This is a genomic window from uncultured Shimia sp., assembly GCF_947493595.1.
In the GTDB taxonomy this organism is placed as follows: domain Bacteria; phylum Pseudomonadota; class Alphaproteobacteria; order Rhodobacterales; family Rhodobacteraceae; genus Shimia.
Genome location: NZ_CANLRL010000002.1, coordinates 603,383 through 621,592, shown reverse-complemented (window position 1 = coordinate 621,592; position 18,210 = coordinate 603,383). Strand labels below are relative to the sequence as shown.

Annotated in this window: 18 protein-coding genes; 2 read left to right on the top strand and 16 right to left on the bottom strand. The window is 57.1% G+C overall.

The window, feature by feature from the left end; genetic code table 11:
• The 7 genes from Q0955_RS08510 to Q0955_RS08480 all read right to left on the bottom strand — a co-directional run bounded on the left by Q0955_RS08510 (position 1) and on the right by Q0955_RS08480 (position 7,119).
• Positions 1 to 381 (bottom strand): hypothetical protein, encoded by a 381-nt coding sequence (locus Q0955_RS08510; RefSeq protein ID WP_299423012.1) that lies wholly within the window; start codon positions 379 to 381, stop codon positions 1 to 3.
• Entirely contained in the window at positions 378 to 2,318 is a 1,941-nt protein-coding gene (locus Q0955_RS08505; protein WP_299423009.1) for an ATP-binding protein, read from the bottom strand. The genes Q0955_RS08510 and Q0955_RS08505 overlap by 4 nt, the downstream gene beginning before the upstream one ends.
• Before the next feature lie 66 nt (positions 2,319 to 2,384).
• Positions 2,385 to 2,732 carry a hypothetical protein gene (locus Q0955_RS08500; RefSeq protein ID WP_299423007.1) on the bottom strand — a complete coding sequence of 116 codons (348 nt, stop codon included), beginning with the start codon at positions 2,730 to 2,732 and terminating at the stop codon, positions 2,385 to 2,387.
• Between the two features lie 128 nt (positions 2,733 to 2,860).
• Positions 2,861 to 3,982 carry a hypothetical protein gene (locus Q0955_RS08495; protein WP_299423004.1) on the bottom strand — a complete coding sequence of 374 codons (1,122 nt, stop codon included), beginning with the start codon at positions 3,980 to 3,982 and terminating at the stop codon, positions 2,861 to 2,863.
• 271 nt (positions 3,983 to 4,253) lie between these two features.
• The gene (locus Q0955_RS08490) at positions 4,254 to 4,583 is read right to left on the bottom strand and encodes a hypothetical protein (protein ID WP_299423002.1); all 330 of its coding nucleotides are present in this window, start codon (positions 4,581 to 4,583) and stop codon (positions 4,254 to 4,256) included.
• A gap of 54 nt (positions 4,584 to 4,637) precedes the next feature.
• A complete protein-coding gene (locus Q0955_RS08485) occupies positions 4,638 to 5,714 on the bottom strand; it encodes a hypothetical protein (protein WP_299423000.1) in 1,077 nt (358 codons plus the stop codon).
• A gap of 196 nt (positions 5,715 to 5,910) precedes the next feature.
• On the bottom strand, positions 5,911 to 7,119 hold the full coding sequence (locus Q0955_RS08480; protein WP_299422999.1) for an aminopeptidase P family protein: 1,209 nt from the start codon (positions 7,117 to 7,119) through the stop codon (positions 5,911 to 5,913).
• Positions 7,120 to 7,329: 210 nt separating this feature from the next.
• On the opposite strand from Q0955_RS08480, the gene Q0955_RS08475 reads away from it, so the two are divergent.
• A complete protein-coding gene (locus tag Q0955_RS08475) occupies positions 7,330 to 8,301 on the top strand; it encodes a P1 family peptidase (protein WP_299422997.1) in 972 nt (323 codons plus the stop codon).
• Here the strand turns inward: Q0955_RS08475 and Q0955_RS08470 are convergent.
• The 8 genes from Q0955_RS08470 to Q0955_RS08435 form a co-directional block, all read right to left on the bottom strand.
• Positions 8,298 to 9,077, bottom strand: a complete 780-nt coding sequence (locus tag Q0955_RS08470) for an alpha/beta hydrolase (RefSeq protein WP_299422996.1) — start codon at positions 9,075 to 9,077, stop codon at positions 8,298 to 8,300. The two genes, Q0955_RS08475 and Q0955_RS08470, sit on opposite strands and share 4 nt — an antisense overlap.
• Positions 9,078 to 9,157: 80 nt before the next feature.
• Positions 9,158 to 10,360, bottom strand: coding sequence for an MFS transporter (locus Q0955_RS08465; RefSeq protein ID WP_299422993.1), 1,203 nt, complete (start codon positions 10,358 to 10,360; stop codon positions 9,158 to 9,160).
• A 140-nt stretch (positions 10,361 to 10,500) separates the two neighbouring features.
• Positions 10,501 to 10,974, bottom strand: coding sequence for an Hsp20 family protein (locus Q0955_RS08460; protein WP_299422991.1), 474 nt, complete (start codon positions 10,972 to 10,974; stop codon positions 10,501 to 10,503).
• 135 nt (positions 10,975 to 11,109) lie between these two features.
• Positions 11,110 to 11,928, bottom strand: coding sequence for a trypsin-like peptidase domain-containing protein (locus Q0955_RS08455; RefSeq protein ID WP_299422988.1), 819 nt, complete (start codon positions 11,926 to 11,928; stop codon positions 11,110 to 11,112).
• 28 nt (positions 11,929 to 11,956) lie between these two features.
• Positions 11,957 to 12,727: a trypsin-like serine protease gene (locus Q0955_RS08450; protein WP_299422986.1), complete on the bottom strand. Its 771-nt coding sequence runs from the start codon at positions 12,725 to 12,727 to the stop codon at positions 11,957 to 11,959.
• 126 nt (positions 12,728 to 12,853) lie between these two features.
• A complete protein-coding gene (gene glcF / locus Q0955_RS08445) occupies positions 12,854 to 14,176 on the bottom strand; it encodes a glycolate oxidase subunit GlcF (protein ID WP_299422983.1) in 1,323 nt (440 codons plus the stop codon).
• 1 nt (position 14,177) lies between these two features.
• Complete coding sequence (locus Q0955_RS08440; protein ID WP_299422981.1) at positions 14,178 to 15,317, bottom strand: FAD-binding protein; 1,140 nt, start codon at positions 15,315 to 15,317, stop codon at positions 14,178 to 14,180.
• A gap of 78 nt (positions 15,318 to 15,395) precedes the next feature.
• Positions 15,396 to 16,835 (bottom strand): FAD-linked oxidase C-terminal domain-containing protein, encoded by a 1,440-nt coding sequence (locus Q0955_RS08435; RefSeq protein WP_299422978.1) that lies wholly within the window; start codon positions 16,833 to 16,835, stop codon positions 15,396 to 15,398.
• An 84-nt stretch (positions 16,836 to 16,919) separates the two neighbouring features.
• Between Q0955_RS08435 and Q0955_RS08430 the strand changes: the two genes are divergently transcribed.
• Positions 16,920 to 17,618: a DUF599 domain-containing protein gene (locus tag Q0955_RS08430; protein ID WP_299422976.1), complete on the top strand. Its 699-nt coding sequence runs from the start codon at positions 16,920 to 16,922 to the stop codon at positions 17,616 to 17,618.
• 110 nt (positions 17,619 to 17,728) lie between these two features.
• On the opposite strand, the gene rlmH is transcribed toward Q0955_RS08430, so the two are convergent.
• Complete coding sequence (gene rlmH / locus Q0955_RS08425; RefSeq protein ID WP_299423229.1) at positions 17,729 to 18,199, bottom strand: 23S rRNA (pseudouridine(1915)-N(3))-methyltransferase RlmH; 471 nt, start codon at positions 18,197 to 18,199, stop codon at positions 17,729 to 17,731.
• Positions 18,200 to 18,210: the final 11 nt, after the last annotated feature.

The following is an 18,210-nucleotide window of genomic DNA, read 5'->3' as shown; positions in this document are numbered from 1 at the left end:
TCACCGTTCCCCCGCCGCAAGGTCCTGCCCACGCCTCGCTTCCACGCCCTGCGCATGGCCAAACCAGACCAGCCCCAAAATCGGCGCCCAGACAATCGCTGCCATCAGCGACAGCCGGAGGTGCATCCAAAAGGCTGTGCCAAGTTCCGGCGAGGACCCAAGCGCCAACGCATGCACGCCGCGAGTGTAGGTCAACACATACGACATCAAAAATCCGAGGCTCAGCAAAGATATCGCCGTCCTGCAGATCCCACGAAACACGTCGCCATGCGACCTTGTCTCCCGATCAATCACAAGCCGCGGGATCAGCACGGCAAGAATGCCAAGCACAATCAATGGCAGCCCTGTGTTCACAAAACCGATGCTGTCGAGAACAATCACTTAGCTTTGCCCTCCAGATACCGCCGCTTCGCCGCCTCGGACCGCTGCATATCGCGCACCATACTGGAGATCGCGACCTCATCGGATTTGTCGGCATAGCGGAACTCGCTGTCCGCATAGCGGTTGATCTCCTGCACCACCATGTCGGTGGTGATCGGCACCCGCAGCTCGTTAATCATGGCCTTCTTGGTGTCGTAATCTTTTGCCAAGAATAGCTCCGGATTTTCCATCCATGCGTCCGGCAATTCAAAGTCCATTGCGCGCACTTTCACAGCGTCAGTGATGTTCTTGATCGCGCGGCCCGTAAAGCGCGGGTCGGCCTCCTGAATGGCTTTCAGATAGGTGCCCATCTTCGCAATCGTATCCAGTTCGCCAACTTGCGAGTGCACCTTGTCAAAGACGTTGAGCAGGCCCTCTTCATGCGGCCGGTTGTGGCTTTCAAAGCTCGCCGCCACGGCTTTCTGAATCGCCTGTGCTTCAAACAACTCGTGTTCGCCCAACGCGATGTCGTGGTTTTTGCCCATCAACAGCGCGAGAATGTCGATGTAATCCTCCCGCGTCTGTGGTCCATCCACCAAAAACCGCGCCCCGGCCCGCTGGCGCAGCGCATCGTCCACGTTTTCGGGATAGTTGGAGAACATGCCAAAGGTACAGTTGCCGCGCACCACGGTGTTGGCGCCCGCAAAGGCCTCCATGAACACCGCCGTGACCTCCTGCTGCCCCGCCGAGCTCTGCCGATCCCCACGCTTGCCGGCGATCTGATCGATGTCGTCAATGGTGCCAAAGCCAATCACCTGCGGGTCCAGAACGTTCTGCACAAAGGCCTTGGCGTTCTGCCCCGATTTACCCTGATAGCTGTCGATATTGTCGATGCCAAAGTTCTGATAGCGGAAGGCATAACCCGCGACCTGACAATAGTCGTTGATCAGCCCCGCCATCATCTGAATGAGCGTGGTTTTCCCGGTCCCTGGCGCGCCGTCGCCCATAAAGGTGAAAATGAATCCGCCCAGCTCCGCAAACGGGTTTAGACGCCGGTCAAAATCATAGGCCATCAGCATTTTGGCCAGTTTCATCGCCTGGTATTTGGCGATATGGTTGCCCACCACCTCGTTGGGTTTCTTGAAGGTCATGGTCAGCGTAGAGCCCTTCGCTGCCCGCGCTGGCGAAAAGCCGTTGATGGTCAGATCGTCGGCCTCAACCTTCCAACTCGCCCCAACAAAGGCCCCCAGTTGCGGCGCGTTCTGCGCCCGCAACGCGACCTTCTCCATCAACTGCTCAGCAAAGGCACAGACACAAGCAACCAGCCGATCCTCGTCGCTGACCAGCGCGGCAATGTCCTGATCCAACTCCCACAACGCGCCATGCAGCGCCAGCTGCGCATTGTCGGTCAGCACCTCCTCAACTTCGCCAACCTCAACCTGCGTCTCGCCCAGCAAGGGGGCCAACAGAAACGACGTCGCATTGGCAAAGACATAGGAGACCGCCAAAGCCTCTGCCGCCAACAACTCCGAAAACGCAATTTTCTTATCCGCGCCCAGAGCCCCGGCGAGATTCTCCCGCTTCAAATCTGCCAAACCGGAGGCTTCGGCGAAGTTTTCGCCCACCGCCAAAGCAATCGCCAAGGCCCGCCGCATGCCGTGCAGCACGTTGGCCTGCACCGGAGACACCAGCGGATCTTCCCCGCCCGCGCCTTCGATGCGCTCTACCAAATGCACACCTTCCGGCCGCGCAGTCGAGCGTGTCACCAACCCCGGTGTGGTACTGCGAAACCGCCGCCGCGTGCCAATCCCGCTGGAACGTTCCGGCACGGCCACTGGATCTTTGCCCTTGGCAATCCGCGGCGTGTGATCAAAGCCATCCAGCATTCCCACAGCCGCATCATAATGCTTGCGAATATCCTCTTCGCGCAGCTCCATCTGATCACTTGTCAGGCTCATCTAAATCTCCACCCCAAACTTCTTTCTTGCAAAAATACGCGCCGCAGGCTGCGTACTTTTGGCCATTTAACTCTGCTTCGCGGTATCAAAAACGCACCACTTCTGTTCATTATAGTCTTCAGGCAACAAAGCGCCTTCCCACGTTCCGGCGGGCCAGTCTTTGTCTACATGCGCAATTGCGAGGTTGTCATATCGCTGCTCAGAACGGGACAGGCAGACCAAAAGCACCTCGCCCATGTTGCGCGATCCAGTACCAACAGCGCGCTCGAAACAATCAACGCGGTCAGACTTTTCAAGCATCCAGTCAATAGGTTGCATCGAACAGGGCAGGCGCCAGCCTGCTTGCGCTTCATCATAGAACTCATTTGCGAGTTCAAATTCGTTCTCCACCGCCCAGCTCTCAAATTCCGTCACTGAGTACGTGTTGGCAAAAGCGAAAACGACATCCAACCGCAACCTTTGAACTTTTTTGCCAGACCAAAAAACCATACCACCAACGGCAATTGCCAATACAGACAGGCCTGTTATCCACTTAGACCGTCTCAATACCGCAACACCCGCCCCTGCGGGCTCACCACATATTTGGTCACACTGCCAAACCCCGGTGGGTTGAGCTCTTCAAGGGCCTGAAACGGCCGCTGTGGCAGGATAATTGACCGCTCCATACTCGTCGCCCCTGTGTCCGCGCCGTGCCCCGCAAAGGGATCCAAAGCAAAGACCTGCCGCTCCACCGTGCCAAACCAGCCAGAACGCTCATCGGTGACACGTTCACTCACCAGGTCTTCGCTGGTCCAGGCCAAGGTCCAATCCTCGCCATCCGGCGCCCGCGCGGCCTCCAACACCTCGCGGATCGGCCCCGACTGCCGCGTAAACGCACTCGAATACATCGGCCCCACATGAATGCGCCGCAGCCGTTTGGGGTGCAGGTCGTCAAAACTCTCGTCAAAGCCTTTGGCAATGGTCACCAGCTTCAAGCCGCCCACCGCCTGCGCCATGAGATGCGCCTGCACTTCCGGCCAGCGCCGCTCGTCTTTAGGCAAAGCCCGTCGCCCGGTGTCTTCCAGATCCATGAGGTAAATCGTCGGCAGGTTCACTTGACTGTCGTAGACCGCCCAATGCACCAAATACTGGCGCCGCCGCTCCGATAGATTGCCCTGCCAGCGCACCTCCGGATGGTTCTGCGCCCAGAACAGCTCGCCTTTGAGCAGCTCCTCATAGTAAAGCCGCTGGCTCAGCGCGAATTGCAGCTTCGTCGGGATCTCCTGATCGCCAATGATGGCGCGCAGCATGTCGTCCTTGAGCTGGTCTGTACTGGGCATATTGCGCAAATGGCTTTCCGCCTGCTGTGCGTCATTGGCCATCACGAGCAGCTCGTTGAACACCGGAAAGCCGCTCTCAACCGCGTCCATTGCAAGACTGCCAAAGAATTGGCCGGTCTGCCGACCAACCAGCAGATACTTCATGCTCAGCGCTTTGAAGGTGTAGCCAATCGACGCCAGATAGCGCGTGAGGATTTCCACCTCATTTTGGCCAATTGCGCCTTCCGCCGCCCGCGCCGCTGCCACCTGTGTCAGATGCTCGGTGATGCGCTCAAACTTCTGAAAATACCGCCGCGACGCGCGGGTCTCCATCAGAGCGGTGTGGTCTTTAGTTGTGTCGTTCATTTTCCTCCTCCGGGACACGCTGTGTCACGGATCGTGCCCGACCCCGCCCCCGTCAAACCAAAGGTTTGCCTTCGGCAAAACGGCGGGCGCGATTTTGCTAGGTTAGCCACGTTTTCACCCCCCAGAAATTGTGTCAAAGCCTGCGCCAGCACCTCGGCCGCCCTCAGGATCGGGCGCGCTCCTGTGTTGCATTCATATGTCGTAGCCAAACCAAATCCTTCGCCAGCCATATCCCAATCCAAAGTGCCCAGTTCGCCCAACACCAGCGACATTAGTGTTTAGCCTGCTCTGTCTCTGGAACTGGCGGCAAATCAAGCAGCCAAACCATCAAGCGACGAGAGAATCCATTCTCGAACATGCGCCATTTACTCTGGTTCAAGCGGTCCCAAAACCGGGGAGCGCTCCAAATCTTCAGCATGTTAGCCCGACAAAAGACCCCAAAAGCGCCCCCTATAAAGAACTGGACAAAAATTATGAGAGCAAAGAACAACTGACCATTACGTGTCGAGTTACCGGTAAACTGAATAGGCGCTCGCTCACCTAGCTCTGTAATCGTGAGTTCCCCCGAAAGCAGCCCATAGACCGCCATGGCGAAACCCATGATTACTGCCAGCGTTCCCCACCTTAGGAAAACACGAGACACCATCAACTAGCCTCAAGCCCCATACAGGTTTTTATCGTGCTTCTCGACAATCTTCTGGAACCGCCGGGCAAAGCGTTCATCCGCCTTGGCCTTCGCTTCCAGCACATCGCGGGCAAACACCATGTGCTCCTCATGGGCTTCCATCATGTCGGCCATCTTCTGATTCGTGGCAGTCCCAATCGCTGCCATCGACGCCTGTGCCTCTTTGTCGGTCTCCACACCAATCTCGTTGATCCGATGGGCCACATCCTGCTGTTGCGCGGTCTTCAATGATTTGGTCAGCGCATCATACAGCACCACACGCTGTTTGGTGTCTGTCTGCAACTTGTTGATCAGCACCATCTGTGTCGCTGCTTGGTTTTGCAGCGAGTCGACCCAGGTCTTGCCCTTCTCGATGTAGCGCTCGAGCGTCTGGCTCTTGGACAGTTTTACCTGCTCCTGCTGCACCAGCGCGTTGTAGGCTTTGTTCAGGTCCGCCAGCTCGGTTTCCAGCTTGGTCCGCGCCGCCGCGTCCTGCTCCACGGCAATCTTGTTCTCGATCTCGATAATCTTGGGATCCATACCCAAAATCTCTGCCCGCAGGCTTTCGAGCTCACCCACGGTGAACTCGCGCTCATCCAGCGTCTCACTCAGGTTCTGCTCCACCTTCACTTTCTGTTCTTCCAGCACAGCCAATTGGCTTTCGAGCAGCTTGGTGATCACGTCGGATTTCGCAATCAAGTCCTGCAGCTTGTCATCAATGTTGGCGGTCTTGATCCGCTCCGCCCGCATGGACTCAGATTTCCCACGGCTAAAAACACCAACAAAGCTCTCCCAGCCGGTCTTGTCTCGCATCTGGTCAAAGTCTTTGGAAAACGCTGCGGTGACGTCATCCAGCCCCATGATCAATTCAGCGATATTGGCATTCATCACGTCCGTGTGCGCGTGCACATCGTCCAGCGTCGCGTTCTCAATATCGATCGCAACATCGTCGCCGGTTTTCATCTTCGCCCGCGCCGCATCAATGCGCCCGGTCAGCTCAGCAATCTTGTTTTGTGCTTCGGCCACCTGCGCTTGAGACTCACGCACTTGGGTTTCAAAATCCGCCATAAAACACTCCCTATTTCCAATATGTTGAGACTGATATGGGGAATGTTACGCCCATTCACATCGATCTCAGATCCAATTTGGGCAGAGTGTTGCAAATGTGCACGGCAAAAGAAAGGGCTTGCTGAAGCGCACCCGCATTTCGCGAGGTTTTGGCCACGTAATCACGCAGCCAAAACCCAAGTTTTCTCACATCACCTTAACCGACGACATTGAACTCCGGCCCATAAGGGTAGCCTGTGATGTTCTCATTGCCATCTTCGTTGATCACCAGGATGTCATGCTCTCGGTAACCGCCGGCGCCGGGCTGCCCATCTGCAATGGTCAGCATCGGTTCCATGGAAATCACCATGCCCGGTTCCAGCACCGTCGGAATGTCTTCGCGCAGTTCCAACCCAGCTTCGCGGCCATAGTAATGGCTCAGCACGCCAAAGCTGTGGCCATAGCCAAAGGTGCGGTATTGCAGCAGGTCGCGCTCTGCGAAGAAATCATTGATCTGCTCCGTCACTTCGGCACAGCTCGCACCGGGCTTCAGCAGGGAAATCCCCAACTCATGTGCGCCAACGTTGGCCTCCCAGATTTTCAGGCTGGCATCATCCACCTCGCCCACAAAAAGCGTGCGCTCCAGGGCTGTGTAATATCCGGAGATCATCGGGAAGGTGTTCAGCGACAGAATATCGCCCCGCTGCAGTTTGCGCGCGGTCACCGGATTGTGAGCCCCATCGGTGTTGATGCCGGATTGGAACCAGACCCAAGTGTCACGATATTCGGCATCCGGAAAGCGCTTCGCAATCTCCAGTTCCATCGCATCGCGACCGGCCATGGCCACGTCAATCTCGCGCACGCCTTCTTTAATGGCATCCCGGATCGCATAACCGCCGACATCCGCCACCGCTGCACCAGCCCGGATCATCTCGATCTCCACCGCGCTCTTATGCATCCGCTGGCGCATGGTGGGTTCATAAAGATCAACCACTTTAGACGGTGCCAAGAAGCTCTCCAGCTTGCCCTGCTGCTTCACAGTCAGGTGATCGCCTTCAATGCCAATCACCGCGCCACCGCCCGTGATCGACTTGATCGCCCGCCAGTAATTGTCGCGCTGCCAATCGGTGTAGGTGATGTTGTCACCATAACACCGCCGCCACGGCTGCCCTGCGTCGATACCGGCCGAAATGGTCACACATTCGCTTGGCGTCACCACCACCGCATAGGGCCGACCAAAGGCGCAGTAAGTGAAGCCCGAATAGTAGGACACATTGTGCATGGATGTGAACACAGCCGCGTCGACACCATGCTCAACCATAATGGCCCGCAGACCGGCCACGCGGCTGGCATATTCAGCCTCGGCAAATTGCAACGGCGCTTTTTCGCCATTGTGGAAACGATAGAATTCTGGACGTGCAGTCATTTTGACCTCCGATAAAAGAGGTCCCGGCGTTCAGGACTGGAAAGATTTAGGCGCATTCCGGTTGGGAATGTGGCGACGCCATCGCCAGTGCTGCGGGTATTTTGCCAAAACAGACATGACTGCGACAAGCAGAATCCGACACAGATGTTTCAACCGCGACCTTGCGCTTAAGTTTTACGCACCTACTGTGACGACAACAGGAGACAATCCATGCAGACCGGACCCAAAAACCTGATCACTGATGTCGCTGGCTTGCGCGTCGGCAATGCGCAGGACGATCACATCAAAACCGGCACCACGGTGCTGATCGGCGATGCGCCTTTTACCTGTGGCGTCTCTGTGATGGGCGGTGCGCCCGGCACCCGCGAAACTGATCTTTTGGCCCCAGACAAAACTGTGCAGCAAGTGGACGCCCTCACCTTGTCCGGCGGTTCTGCCTTTGGTTTAGACGCCCCATCCGGCGTCGCAGATGCCCTCCGCACCCAAGGCCGGGGGTTCCCCGTCGGGGATCAAACGGTCCCAATAGTGCCCGGCGCAATCTTGTTTGATCTCCTAAATGGGGGAGATAAAAACTGGAATGAAAACCCCTACAAGACCCTTGGAGCAATGGCGCTGGCTAACGCCAGTGCGGATTTTGAATTGGGCTCAATTGGCGCAGGCACGGGCGGAACACTCGCCACCCACAAAGGTGGGCTTGGCTCCGCCTCGATAGTGCTTCCGTCCGGCCACTCTGTTGGTGCATTGGTCGCGGTAAATGCACTTGGTGACGCCTCGCCGGATGGCACACACTTCTGGGCTGCACCATGGGAAATAGACAATGAGTTTGGCGGCAATGGCCTCCTGCCATCCGCCCCATCTGCATTGCCCAACACCAAACTCTCCAGCCACAACACCACCATCGCCATTGTCGCAACGGACGCAGATCTCACGCAAGCTCAGTGTACGCGTATGGCAACCGCTGCGCATGACGGCATGGCCCGCGCATTGGTACCGTCACACACCCCCATGGATGGCGATCTCATCTTTGGTGTCAGCACAAGTGCCAAGCCGCTTGCCGATGAAATCTCGGACACGCTCTGGCTTGGTCACGCCGCCGCCACCTGTCTGGCCCGTGCCATTGCCCGCGGTGTTTGGCACGCCACCCCAAAAGAAGGGGACACGTTGCCCTGCTTCCAATCCTAGGAAAACAGCATCCGCGCCATGTCACTGTCCGGATCGGCAAAAGCATCAATAACATCAAAGTGATGCTTTCCGCCCGTCACAACTAAGTCACACTCCCAGGCCTCCGACAGCCAGCGCGCCTGATTCAAAAACACAGGCCGCTCATTCGCGCCCACCAAAACGGTCACAGAAACGCCCGCGCGCGGCGCTTGCCACATCGGGCTTTCCACGTCCGCTTCCGCCGCATCCAGTCGCAGCTTGTCATTCATCGCAGTCTTCATCAGCGGGCGCAGATCAGCCAACGGTGAGATCGGCACCACGCGAGACACCCGCGCAGCCACCTCTTCCGGTAGCACCCCGTCACAAATCATGCGCGCCACAAGATGCCCGCCAGCCGAGTGCCCTGCCAGCACAATTGACCCGCCAACCATCTCAGAGGCCCTAGTCACAGCCGCAGCAATCTGTTTGGTGATGTCCGAAATTCGCACTTCAGGCGCGAGGTCATAAGACGGGAGTGCCACTGCCCAGCCGTGCGCAACCGCGGCCTTCGCAAACTGGCTCCAGTAGGACTTGTCAAACGCCATCCAATAGCCACCGTGTACAAACACCAACAGCCCCTTGGCGTCGCAGTTTGGCTGGATCAGGTCAAATTTGTGCCGCTCACCATCCCCATAAGCAATATCTTCTTCGGCGTTAGACGCAGCTCGAAATGCCGCCGCTTCACTTGCCCAGCGCGGTGGATAGGCCTCCGCGCCCTCAATATAGGCTCCGTTGGAATATGCGTCGTCCCAATCCATAACTCTCTCCCCAGCGTTTCAAGGCACTCTGGGCGAAACTATTTCAAACCTCAAACATCTTTTGTGACCGATATCTGGGCTTAGGCTTTGAACCGCACCGTCAAGAGGTAGGCAGCAACGCTCAACGCCGCCACACTTCCGGTCCAAATCAATGCGGTCTGATAGCCCAGCCAATCCGCCAATAGCCCCATGGCGCCTGCGCCCAGCGCCGAACCACCAGCGGCAATCACCGCCCACAAACTCATCACGCGCCCCCGCATATCGTCCTCCAGATCAAGCTGAATGGCTGTCTGCGTAGAAATGGCCGTTATCGTGGTGACAAAAGACATACCTGCAGCCACAGCAAGCGCAACCTCCCACGTTGGTGACAGTCCCAGCATTGCGACCAGTATCAATCCAAAAACAATCGCCATCCGGGTGGTCAATGGTAGGCGTCCCGGCTCCTGAGGCCGCATTATCGCTTGTGAAAACCCGCCCAGGATCGCCCCAAACCCTGTCACACTCATCAGAATACCAAGCCCCTCCGCGCCGCGTTCGTATACCCCGTCAGCCAATGGCGGCAACACCTCAAGCGCCCCACGCGCCACCAACGCCAACACGCCCGCAATAAGCATTGCCTCTCGCACGGTTTGAGAGTGCCAAACATATCTGACGCCGGCCCCCAGTGCGCGAAGAAACGGTTCTTGCGCACTCCCGCTATCGCGCCGGGGTCGCAACGACAGCCGAGTGATGACAAACAGATAGGGCGCAAACAACATCGTCTGCACAAACAAGGTTTCAGCCACGCCAATTGTCGCAATCAGTACTCCGCCCAACGCCGGTCCAACCATCCGAGCGATATTGAAATTGATTGCCACAATTGTGACCACCGAACCCACTTGATGACGCCGCACAAGCCGGGGTGTCAGTGCCATCCGCACCGGATGATTGGCGGCAATCACCATGCCAATCATAAGGGTGATCAGAGCAATTAAGAACGGTGTTGCCCATCCCAGCGCCACCACCGCCCAAAGCACAGCACTGAGCGTCGCATTGATGCTTTGCAGAACCAACATAGTCTGCTTCACACGCCACCGATCCACCCAGACGCCAAACAATGGCGACAACACAATAGACGGCGCAAACAACAAAAACGCAACCGCACCTACAAAACTGGCGGAATCGGTCATGTCCCAGGCCAACCAGCCAATCGTGATGCGCTGCATCCAGATCCCCAACAGGCCAAAGGCAGAGCCAAAGACATAGGTGCGGAAATTACCCGACTTCAAAGCGCCCAGATTCACGCGCCACTCCCGATGTTGGAAAACACGCCAGCACCATGCCCTTCACAGGTTAAGAACACAACCAAACAAAAACGCGCGTTCCATGTGGAACGCGCGCCTGACAACAAGGGAAGATTTGTAGGCCAGTTTATGTTTGGGAGTCAGTTGACGGCTTTGGCGTCGACCACATCCTGCTCAACGGCAGTAGTTGCACCGCTGGAAATTTCAATCCGGCGCGGCTTCAACGCCTCGGGGATTTCACGTTCCAAGTTGATGTGCAGCATGCCGTCCTCATGGCTTGCGCCGGTTACACGAACATGGTCCGCCAAATGGAAGCGGCGCTCAAACGCGCGGGTGGCAATGCCACGGTGCAAATAGGTTTTGTCCGAAGCTTCGTCGCCTTTTTTGGCGGTGACAACCAAAGCGTTCTGCTTGACTTCGATGTTCAGATCATCAGCCGAAAAACCGGCCACAGCCAGCGAGATGCGATAGGCGTCATCAGCGGTTTTTTCGATGTTGTACGGGGGGTAGCTCGGCTGGGCGACGTCGTTGGACAAAACGCGGTCCATCATGTTTGCCAATTGGTCAAAACCAACGGTCGACCGGTACAGCGGAGCGAGATCAAAAGTGCGCATGGGTTATCCTCCATTGAGCGACAACGATATGTAGGTGCCTTCCAATTGGACAGGCGATGAATGTGTGAGACCCGATCATCGGCGCCTTACGCATACAGACCTATGATGGCAAAACACGGTTTCAACCCCTGCGCATCAGGGCTTCACAAATTTTGCGCCACCGCCGCTGCGGGTGCCAACTTGAATGCGTGTCACACCTGTGGCGGTTTTCACTGCCGGACGGTCACCCACACGCATCCGATGTTTGAGCTGCGCGACAACTTCCGGAAGTTCCATGCCAAACGCCACCTTCTGCCCATCCCCGTTGTCACCCGTCGCAGACACCACGGACAAAATCCGCACGCGGTTGCCATAGCGCACAAACACCGGCGCTCCAGACGAGCCAAAGGTCACGTTGCAATCAAAAGTCAGAATGCCCCATCCGCGCTCCAAAATGGAGCAATCGCGCTGCCAAGAAAGGTGCTCGCTACGACCACGACCATAACTCAGCACAGACACTTTCTCCCCTTCCTGAGGATCAACATGAATAGCAAACGGATCTGCCTCTCCCGAGGAAATGGGCGATTCCAGCCGCAACAAAGCCACGTCATGCGGGATCATCCGACCGCTGATTTTCCCATTGCCAGCATCTCGGTAACCACTGTCCACCACAACGCGATCAACCCGCCGCTCTGCTAGTGCCTCACCAGAAACATAGCCCGCCCGAAAGGTGATCTGTTCCGGCGGCACCGGCGCGCCACTGCTGTCAAACACACAATGGGCGGCAGTCAGCACCTGATCCGGCGCAATCAAAGCGCCTGAACAAAAGCCTGTGCCGCTCATATCAAGCCGTCCCAGGGCTTCCCAGCCCAACAGGTCACCGCGGCTGGTCAAAGGCTGCAACCGCTCGCCGGCCATCGCCTGCCCCGAACAAAGAACAGCCATAAGGAGACCTAATAATCTCGGAAAACGCATGATAAAACTTCCTCAACCCACCCGCAAATTAGGGGCGTACAAATTTCGCTCCGGTGCTGTTGCGCTTTTGTAATGACATCAATCCACCCGCTGTCGCCGACGACTTACCGCGCTCAGCAAACAACTCCGGCAAGGTGTGATCCAAGGCCGCGCCCAAGGCCACTTTTGCGCCTTTCACCTCTGCTTTTGCGGCAACCACAGATGCGATCCGCACCTCGCCATCTTCAAAAACAAAGACCGGCGCACCGCTGCTGCCAAAATCAATGTTGCAGGACAACACGTAGACGCCGCGCTGGCGCCCCATCACCTGACATACTTCTTGAAAAGAAGGGGCTTCTTCGCGGCCAACCGCATAAGACACCACGCCAATCTGCGACCCTTTGCGCAATCCAACGGCCGTTTCAAATGGCGCAACCGTGGTGTTCCGAATGGGGTGATGCAGCTCCAATAGAGCCAGATCATTCTGCACGTTCTCGATCTTGGCCTCGGGGCTGTAGCTATACTTGGGGTGTACGACGGCCCGACGCACCGACCTGTAAGCTTCTGCACGCCCATTGCGCCATCCCGCACGGAACTCAATTTGCCGCGCGTCATAAGCCGCACCGCTCGATTTCTCATAAAGACAATGCGCCGCAGTCAACACCAGATCGGGCGCCACCAATGCACCGGTGCAAAACCCACGACCGTCGATTTCCAGCCGCCCAACAGCCCCCCAATCGCGGCTGTCTTCTCCCGTATCTAAGCGCTGCAGCGCGGTGTCTTGAGCTGTTGCGATGCCCGCCCAAAATATCACGCTCAAAAATGTCAGTAGCCGCACCACGATCCGGGCCTCCACGCTCAGGTTTCCTCTGCTCTACCGCCCACCTACGGCGGAAATAGGGCGCGACCTTGTCACGCCTTTGATCAGAAGAACAAGCAGGGCAGCTTAGCGCAAAATGGGAATCTCAGGAACCTGCTTACCAGACTCGGGGAGCGCACGCGGCTGAGGCCCGCCAGTGGCCCAATCCAACAGCTCCACAGTGTGCACAATTGGCACCTCGGTGGCACTGCCAATCTGCATCATGCAGCCAATATTGCCTGCCGCAATGATGTCCGGATTTTTGGCTTCAAGCGTACGCACCTTGCGCGCCTTTAGCTGCCCGGAAATCTCGGGCTGCATCAGATTGTAAGTGCCAGCAGACCCGCAACACAAATGGCTATCCGCAGGCTCCACAACCGTAAATCCAACCTTCTTCAGCAACTCCTTGGGGTATGTTTTGATCTTCTGCCCATGCTGCAAGGAACAGGCCGCGTGATAGGCCACAACGGTTTCCTTTTCCGCACCTTCTGGCAGATCCAACTTCATCAGAATCTCAGACACATCCATCGCAATACCACTTACCCGCGCCGCATCGGCAGCGAGCGCATCATTGCGGAACATATGCCCGTAATCCTTGACTGTTGTGCCACAGCCCGACGTGTTGATCACAATCGCATCCAGCCCGTCACCATCCATCTCCGCACACCAGGCTTTGATATTTTTGGCGGCTGTCGCATGGCTCTCACTGGTCTTGCCCATGTGATGCGTTAGAGCCCCACAACAGCCTGCGCCTTCAGCCACCACAACCTCACAGCCCAACCGTGTCAGCAGGCGAATGGTGGCGTCATTGATGTCGGTGTTAAGTGCTTTCTGGGCACAGCCCGTCATCAAGGCCACGCGCATCTTTTTCTCAGCCACCGGCACGAAGCTTTGCGGATCGTCGTTCCGGCTCACCGGCGGGATCGACCTTGGCGCCATGTCCAGCATCGCGCGCAACCGCGCATCCGGCATCAAAAACCGAAACGGGCGGCCAAGCTTGGCCCCTATCAAAGCCCACCGAAACCGCATCGGATAGGGCAAAATCTGCGCCAGAACCCAGCGCAGCACCCGATCACTCAGCGGACGTTTGTAGGTGTTTTCAATGTATTCCCGCGCATGATCCACCAGATGCATGTAATGCACCCCACTGGGACAGGTGGTCATGCAGGCCAGACAGCTCAGACATCGGTCGATGTGTTTAACCGTCTTAGCATCCGGCACACGCTCGTTTTCCAACATGTCTTTGATCTGATAAATCCGCCCACGAGGGCTGTCGAGTTCATCACCCAGGACCTGATAGGTCGGACAGGTGGCGGTGCAAAACCCGCAATGCACACAGGCGCGCAAGATCTCATTTGCCCGCTGAATGCCGGGATCTTGCAGTTGGTCTTCGGTAAAGGTTGTCTGCATGTTACGCCCCCATCAATCCCGGGTTCAGAATGCCACGTGGGTCAAACTTCGCCCGCAACCCACGGGACAATGTGGCCAAGGGTGCCGGTTCCGGCTGAAACACAGACACCGTCGAGCGCGTCACATCCCCAGCCCCAATCAACGTCGCATGCCCTTGCAACGGCATCAGCCGCACATCTGTACCTTCAGGCACCTGTACCCAAACCAGCCCGCCACCCCAGTCATAGAGCACGGTAGCATCGGCAAAGACGGCGCGAAGTTGCGCCACAAGTTTTGGCCCATCACTTGGCTTCACGGAGATCCGCCAAACGTCTCCGCCACCGCCCTGCAAAACAGCCGCATCACGCACCCAAGCCCAACCAGCCGCGACTTTATTCGCATCGCGCTCGACAACCATGTCTCCGCCAAACTTGGCCAGTTCCTCCTTCAATTTTGCGGCCCGGTAGGCGACAGATGCCTCCAGCCCCTCAATCCGGATCATTGTCACCGGATGACCATCCACGCCACAGGGCGCATGCGCCGCGCCGCTTACATCATAGGGCGACCCAAGTGCCGCACTCATCGCTGCCACAGCATCCTCGTCGGACAATCCATTGACCAAAACACAGCCAACTGCCTCCGGCATCGCCTGCACCTTGAGACTCACTTCAGTCAGCACACCCAGCGTGCCCCAACTCCCAGCCATCAATTTGACCAGATCATAGCCGGTGACATTTTTCATCACCCGTCCGCCATTCTTCAGCACACGCCCCACGCCATCAACAAAGCGCACCCCCAACAGGCTGTCGCGACACGCACCAACTTGAATGCGCCGCGGACCGCTGATGTTACCAGCGACAACGCCACCAATTGTCGAGACACCTGTGGTGCCCAAAAGGCCCCGATGATCCATCGGCTCAAACGCCAATCTCTGGCCCTCTGCCGCCAAGGTTGCTTCGACGTCTGCCAGTGGGGTGCCGGCCCCAGCCACCACAGTCAACGCCCCCGGCTCGTACAACGACACGCCTGACAAACCGGCTGTGCTCAAAACCGCGCCCTGCACCGGCGTGCCAATATCCCGGGTACCGCCGCCTCGAATCCACAACGGATCCCGCGCATGTGCAATCAATTCCGCCAGCTCTGCTTCAGTTGTTGGTGTCATCATCTTCTCTTGGCCTTCAAATATCCCGGGGTGAATTGGCAGCTGGCTGCCAAGAGGGGCTGGCCCCTTCCTTATTTGTCACTCAGCAGCCATTCGGCGCGTTTCGCTGGCCGCCAAAGGAAACACCTTGGCAGGATTCAGCAACCATTTGGGATCAAACACATCTTTCACCGCCATCTGAATATCCAAGTCTTCAGGCAAATACTGATCCACCATCAAATCACGCTTCTCGATGCCCACCCCGTGTTCACCGGTAAGGCAGCCACCGACCTCCACGCAAAGCCGCAGAATATCCGCGCCAAAAGCTTCACATTTCTCCAAATCGCCCGGCTTGTTGGCATCAAACAGGATCAGCGGATGCATGTTGCCGTCGCCTGCGTGAAACACATTGCCGACGTCCAAACCGTAGTCTTTGCTAAGCTCCCCAATCCGGCGCAGCACATAGGGCAGTTGGCTTACCGGAATGGTTCCGTCCAAACACATGTAATCATTGATCTGCCCCATTGCGCCAAAAGCGGACTTCCGCCCCAACCAAATCCGAGCACTTTCATCCGCGCTTGTACTTTCGCGCAACTCAACCGGGTTATGCGTCCGCGCAATCGCCAGAATGCGCTCCAATTGCGCATCAATTTCCTCGTCTGAGCCCTCGACTTCAACAATCAACAACGCCTCGCAATCGGGATACCCCGCGCCGGCAAAGGCTTCAGTCGCACGAATACAGGGCCGGTCCATAAACTCAATCGCCACAGGCAAAATGCCTGCTTTGATGATGTCGGACACGCACTGGCCAGCCACTTCGTTGCTGTCAAAGCCCATCAACACAGGCCGTGCACCTTCCGGCATATGCAATATGCGCAGGGTCGCTTCGGTCACAACACCAAGCTGGCCTTCGCTGCCACAGATCACACCCAACAAATCCAACCCGCCTGCATCCAAATACGCGCCGCCAATTTCAACCACCTCGCCCTCCATGGTCACTATGGTCACGCCCATCAGGTTGTTGGTGGTCACGCCATATTTCAGGCAATGCGCCCCGCCGGAATTCATCGCTATATTACCCGCAATCGCACAGGCCAACTGGCTGGAAGGATCGGGAGCATAGAAGAACCCTTCCTCCTCCACGGCGCCAGAAACACTCAAATTGGTGCGGCCGGTTTGCACGCGGATGAAGCGGTTTTCATAATCTGTTTCAAGAACTTCACTCATACGCGCCACACCAAGGATCACGGAATCTGCCGTAGGCATCGATCCACCCGCTAATGAGGTGCCCGCGCCGCGCGGCACCACAGGGACATGCTCCGCGTGACAGATTTTTAGAACCGCAGCGACCTCCTCGGTAGAGGCCGGCAAGACCGCCGCCAATGGTGGGCAGCGGTAGGCGGTCAGTGCGTCGCACTCGTAAGCGCGGACTTCGACTTCGTCGGAGATCACCGCATCAGCGGGCAAGACCTCTTTCAGGCGCGCGACAATGCGGGCTTTTTTGGCAAGCACCTCGGGGTTTGGGGTTGGCATGTCCATGGCTGACCTCCGTTACAATTGGTAAACTAATATAACCAATAATCAAGACTGGCAAGCATCTCGGGTTCACGTTAGGGTACAGACATGACTACAAACATGCTTCTCGCCCAGTTTTCCACCCTCGATTTCATCGCTGTACTGACGATCCTGGCGGCCTGGGCACTGGCTACGCATCTCATTGAAAACCCGCCCAAAAACAGACCTTCTGTATCGCGCCTGATGGCGTTTTACCGACAAGAATGGATGGTGCATTATGTGCAACGCGAGACACGGGTTTTTGATGCACAGATCATGGGAAACTTGCGCCAAAGCACGGCGTTTTTTGCCTCGTCGTCAATGATCGCCATTGGCGGCCTGGTGGCATTGATCGGGAATACCGACCAAATTGCCGGGGTGACCAAAGACCTCACCCAAACCGCGGAACCGGCTTCGGTTCTGGAACTCAAACTGGTGCTGGTGCTTTTGTTCATCGGCAACGCGTTTCTGAAATTTGTGTGGTCTCACAGGCTCTTCGGCTATTGCTCGGTGCTGATGGCGGCTGTGCCAAACGACGCCAGCGACCCCACGGCACTATCGCGTGCCAAGAAGGCAGGGACGATCAACATCACCGCCTCGCGCAGCTTTAACCGGGGGATTCGGGCGATCTATTTTGGCCTTGCCGCAGCGGCCTGGATTTTAGGGCCTGTGATGTTGCTGTTGGGGGTTTTGGTAACAGTAATTGTCCTCGGACGGCGTGAGTTTGCCTCCCAATCTCGGGCTGCTTTGCTGCAGGAACCGCGATGAGTTAACCCCTCAAAATCCACGTCGGTATTGTGTCGGTATCACGACTGTTTTGCAGAGGTGCGCTTTCGCAGCACCAACCCACGTTAACGCTTCAAAAGATGAAGAGAAATTTAGACGCGATGGTAAGGTGCGCCGGCCAAAATGCTGGCCGCGCGATAGAGCTGCTCGCTTAACATAACCCGCGCCAGCATGTGTGGCCAAACCATTTTACCAAAGCTCAGCTTGGCATCGGCGCGCGCCCGCAGGGTTGGATCAATGCCATCCGCGCCGCCAATCACAAAGGCCAGATCGCCGCGCCCATCATCACGCCAGCCGCCCAGCATATTGGCAAAGTCAGGGCTGCTCATCAGCTTGCCGCGCTCATCCAGCGCGCAGATCACCGCGCCTTTGGGAATGACACCTTCCAGTAGGCCGGCCTCCGCCCCCATGCCGCCACCTTTGCGATCCTCTACCTCATGCACCACCACCGGACCAAGCCCCAAGGCCCGTCCGGTGCGGTCAAATCGTGTCAGGTAGTCGTCGAGAAGGTCACGTTCAGGACCAGACCGCAGCCGCCCAACGGCGCAGATGTGCACTTTCAGTGCCATGTCAT

What these genes read in the sequence shown, in the direction of transcription:
- Q0955_RS08455 (WP_299422988.1), bottom strand. Translation starts at nt 11,928, where the DNA reads ATGCGTTTTCCGAGATTATTAGGTCTCCTTATGGCTGTTCTTTGTTCG.
- Q0955_RS08440 (WP_299422981.1), bottom strand. Translation starts at nt 15,317, where the DNA reads ATGACACCAACAACTGAAGCAGAGCTGGCGGAATTGATTGCACATGCG.
- Q0955_RS08475 (WP_299422997.1), top strand. Translation starts at nt 7,330, where the DNA reads ATGCAGACCGGACCCAAAAACCTGATCACTGATGTCGCTGGCTTGCGC.
- Q0955_RS08505 (WP_299423009.1), bottom strand. Translation starts at nt 2,318, where the DNA reads ATGAGCCTGACAAGTGATCAGATGGAGCTGCGCGAAGAGGATATTCGC.
- Q0955_RS08490 (WP_299423002.1), bottom strand. Translation starts at nt 4,583, where the DNA reads ATGGGTTTCGCCATGGCGGTCTATGGGCTGCTTTCGGGGGAACTCACG.
- Q0955_RS08480 (WP_299422999.1), bottom strand. Translation starts at nt 7,119, where the DNA reads ATGACTGCACGTCCAGAATTCTATCGTTTCCACAATGGCGAAAAAGCG.
- Q0955_RS08460 (WP_299422991.1), bottom strand. Translation starts at nt 10,974, where the DNA reads ATGCGCACTTTTGATCTCGCTCCGCTGTACCGGTCGACCGTTGGTTTT.
- Q0955_RS08485 (WP_299423000.1), bottom strand. Translation starts at nt 5,714, where the DNA reads ATGGCGGATTTTGAAACCCAAGTGCGTGAGTCTCAAGCGCAGGTGGCC.
- Q0955_RS08495 (WP_299423004.1), bottom strand. Translation starts at nt 3,982, where the DNA reads ATGAACGACACAACTAAAGACCACACCGCTCTGATGGAGACCCGCGCG.
- glcF (WP_299422983.1), bottom strand. Translation starts at nt 14,176, where the DNA reads ATGCAGACAACCTTTACCGAAGACCAACTGCAAGATCCCGGCATTCAG.
- Q0955_RS08470 (WP_299422996.1), bottom strand. Translation starts at nt 9,077, where the DNA reads ATGGATTGGGACGACGCATATTCCAACGGAGCCTATATTGAGGGCGCG.
- Q0955_RS08430 (WP_299422976.1), top strand. Translation starts at nt 16,920, where the DNA reads ATGACTACAAACATGCTTCTCGCCCAGTTTTCCACCCTCGATTTCATC.
- Q0955_RS08435 (WP_299422978.1), bottom strand. Translation starts at nt 16,835, where the DNA reads ATGGACATGCCAACCCCAAACCCCGAGGTGCTTGCCAAAAAAGCCCGC.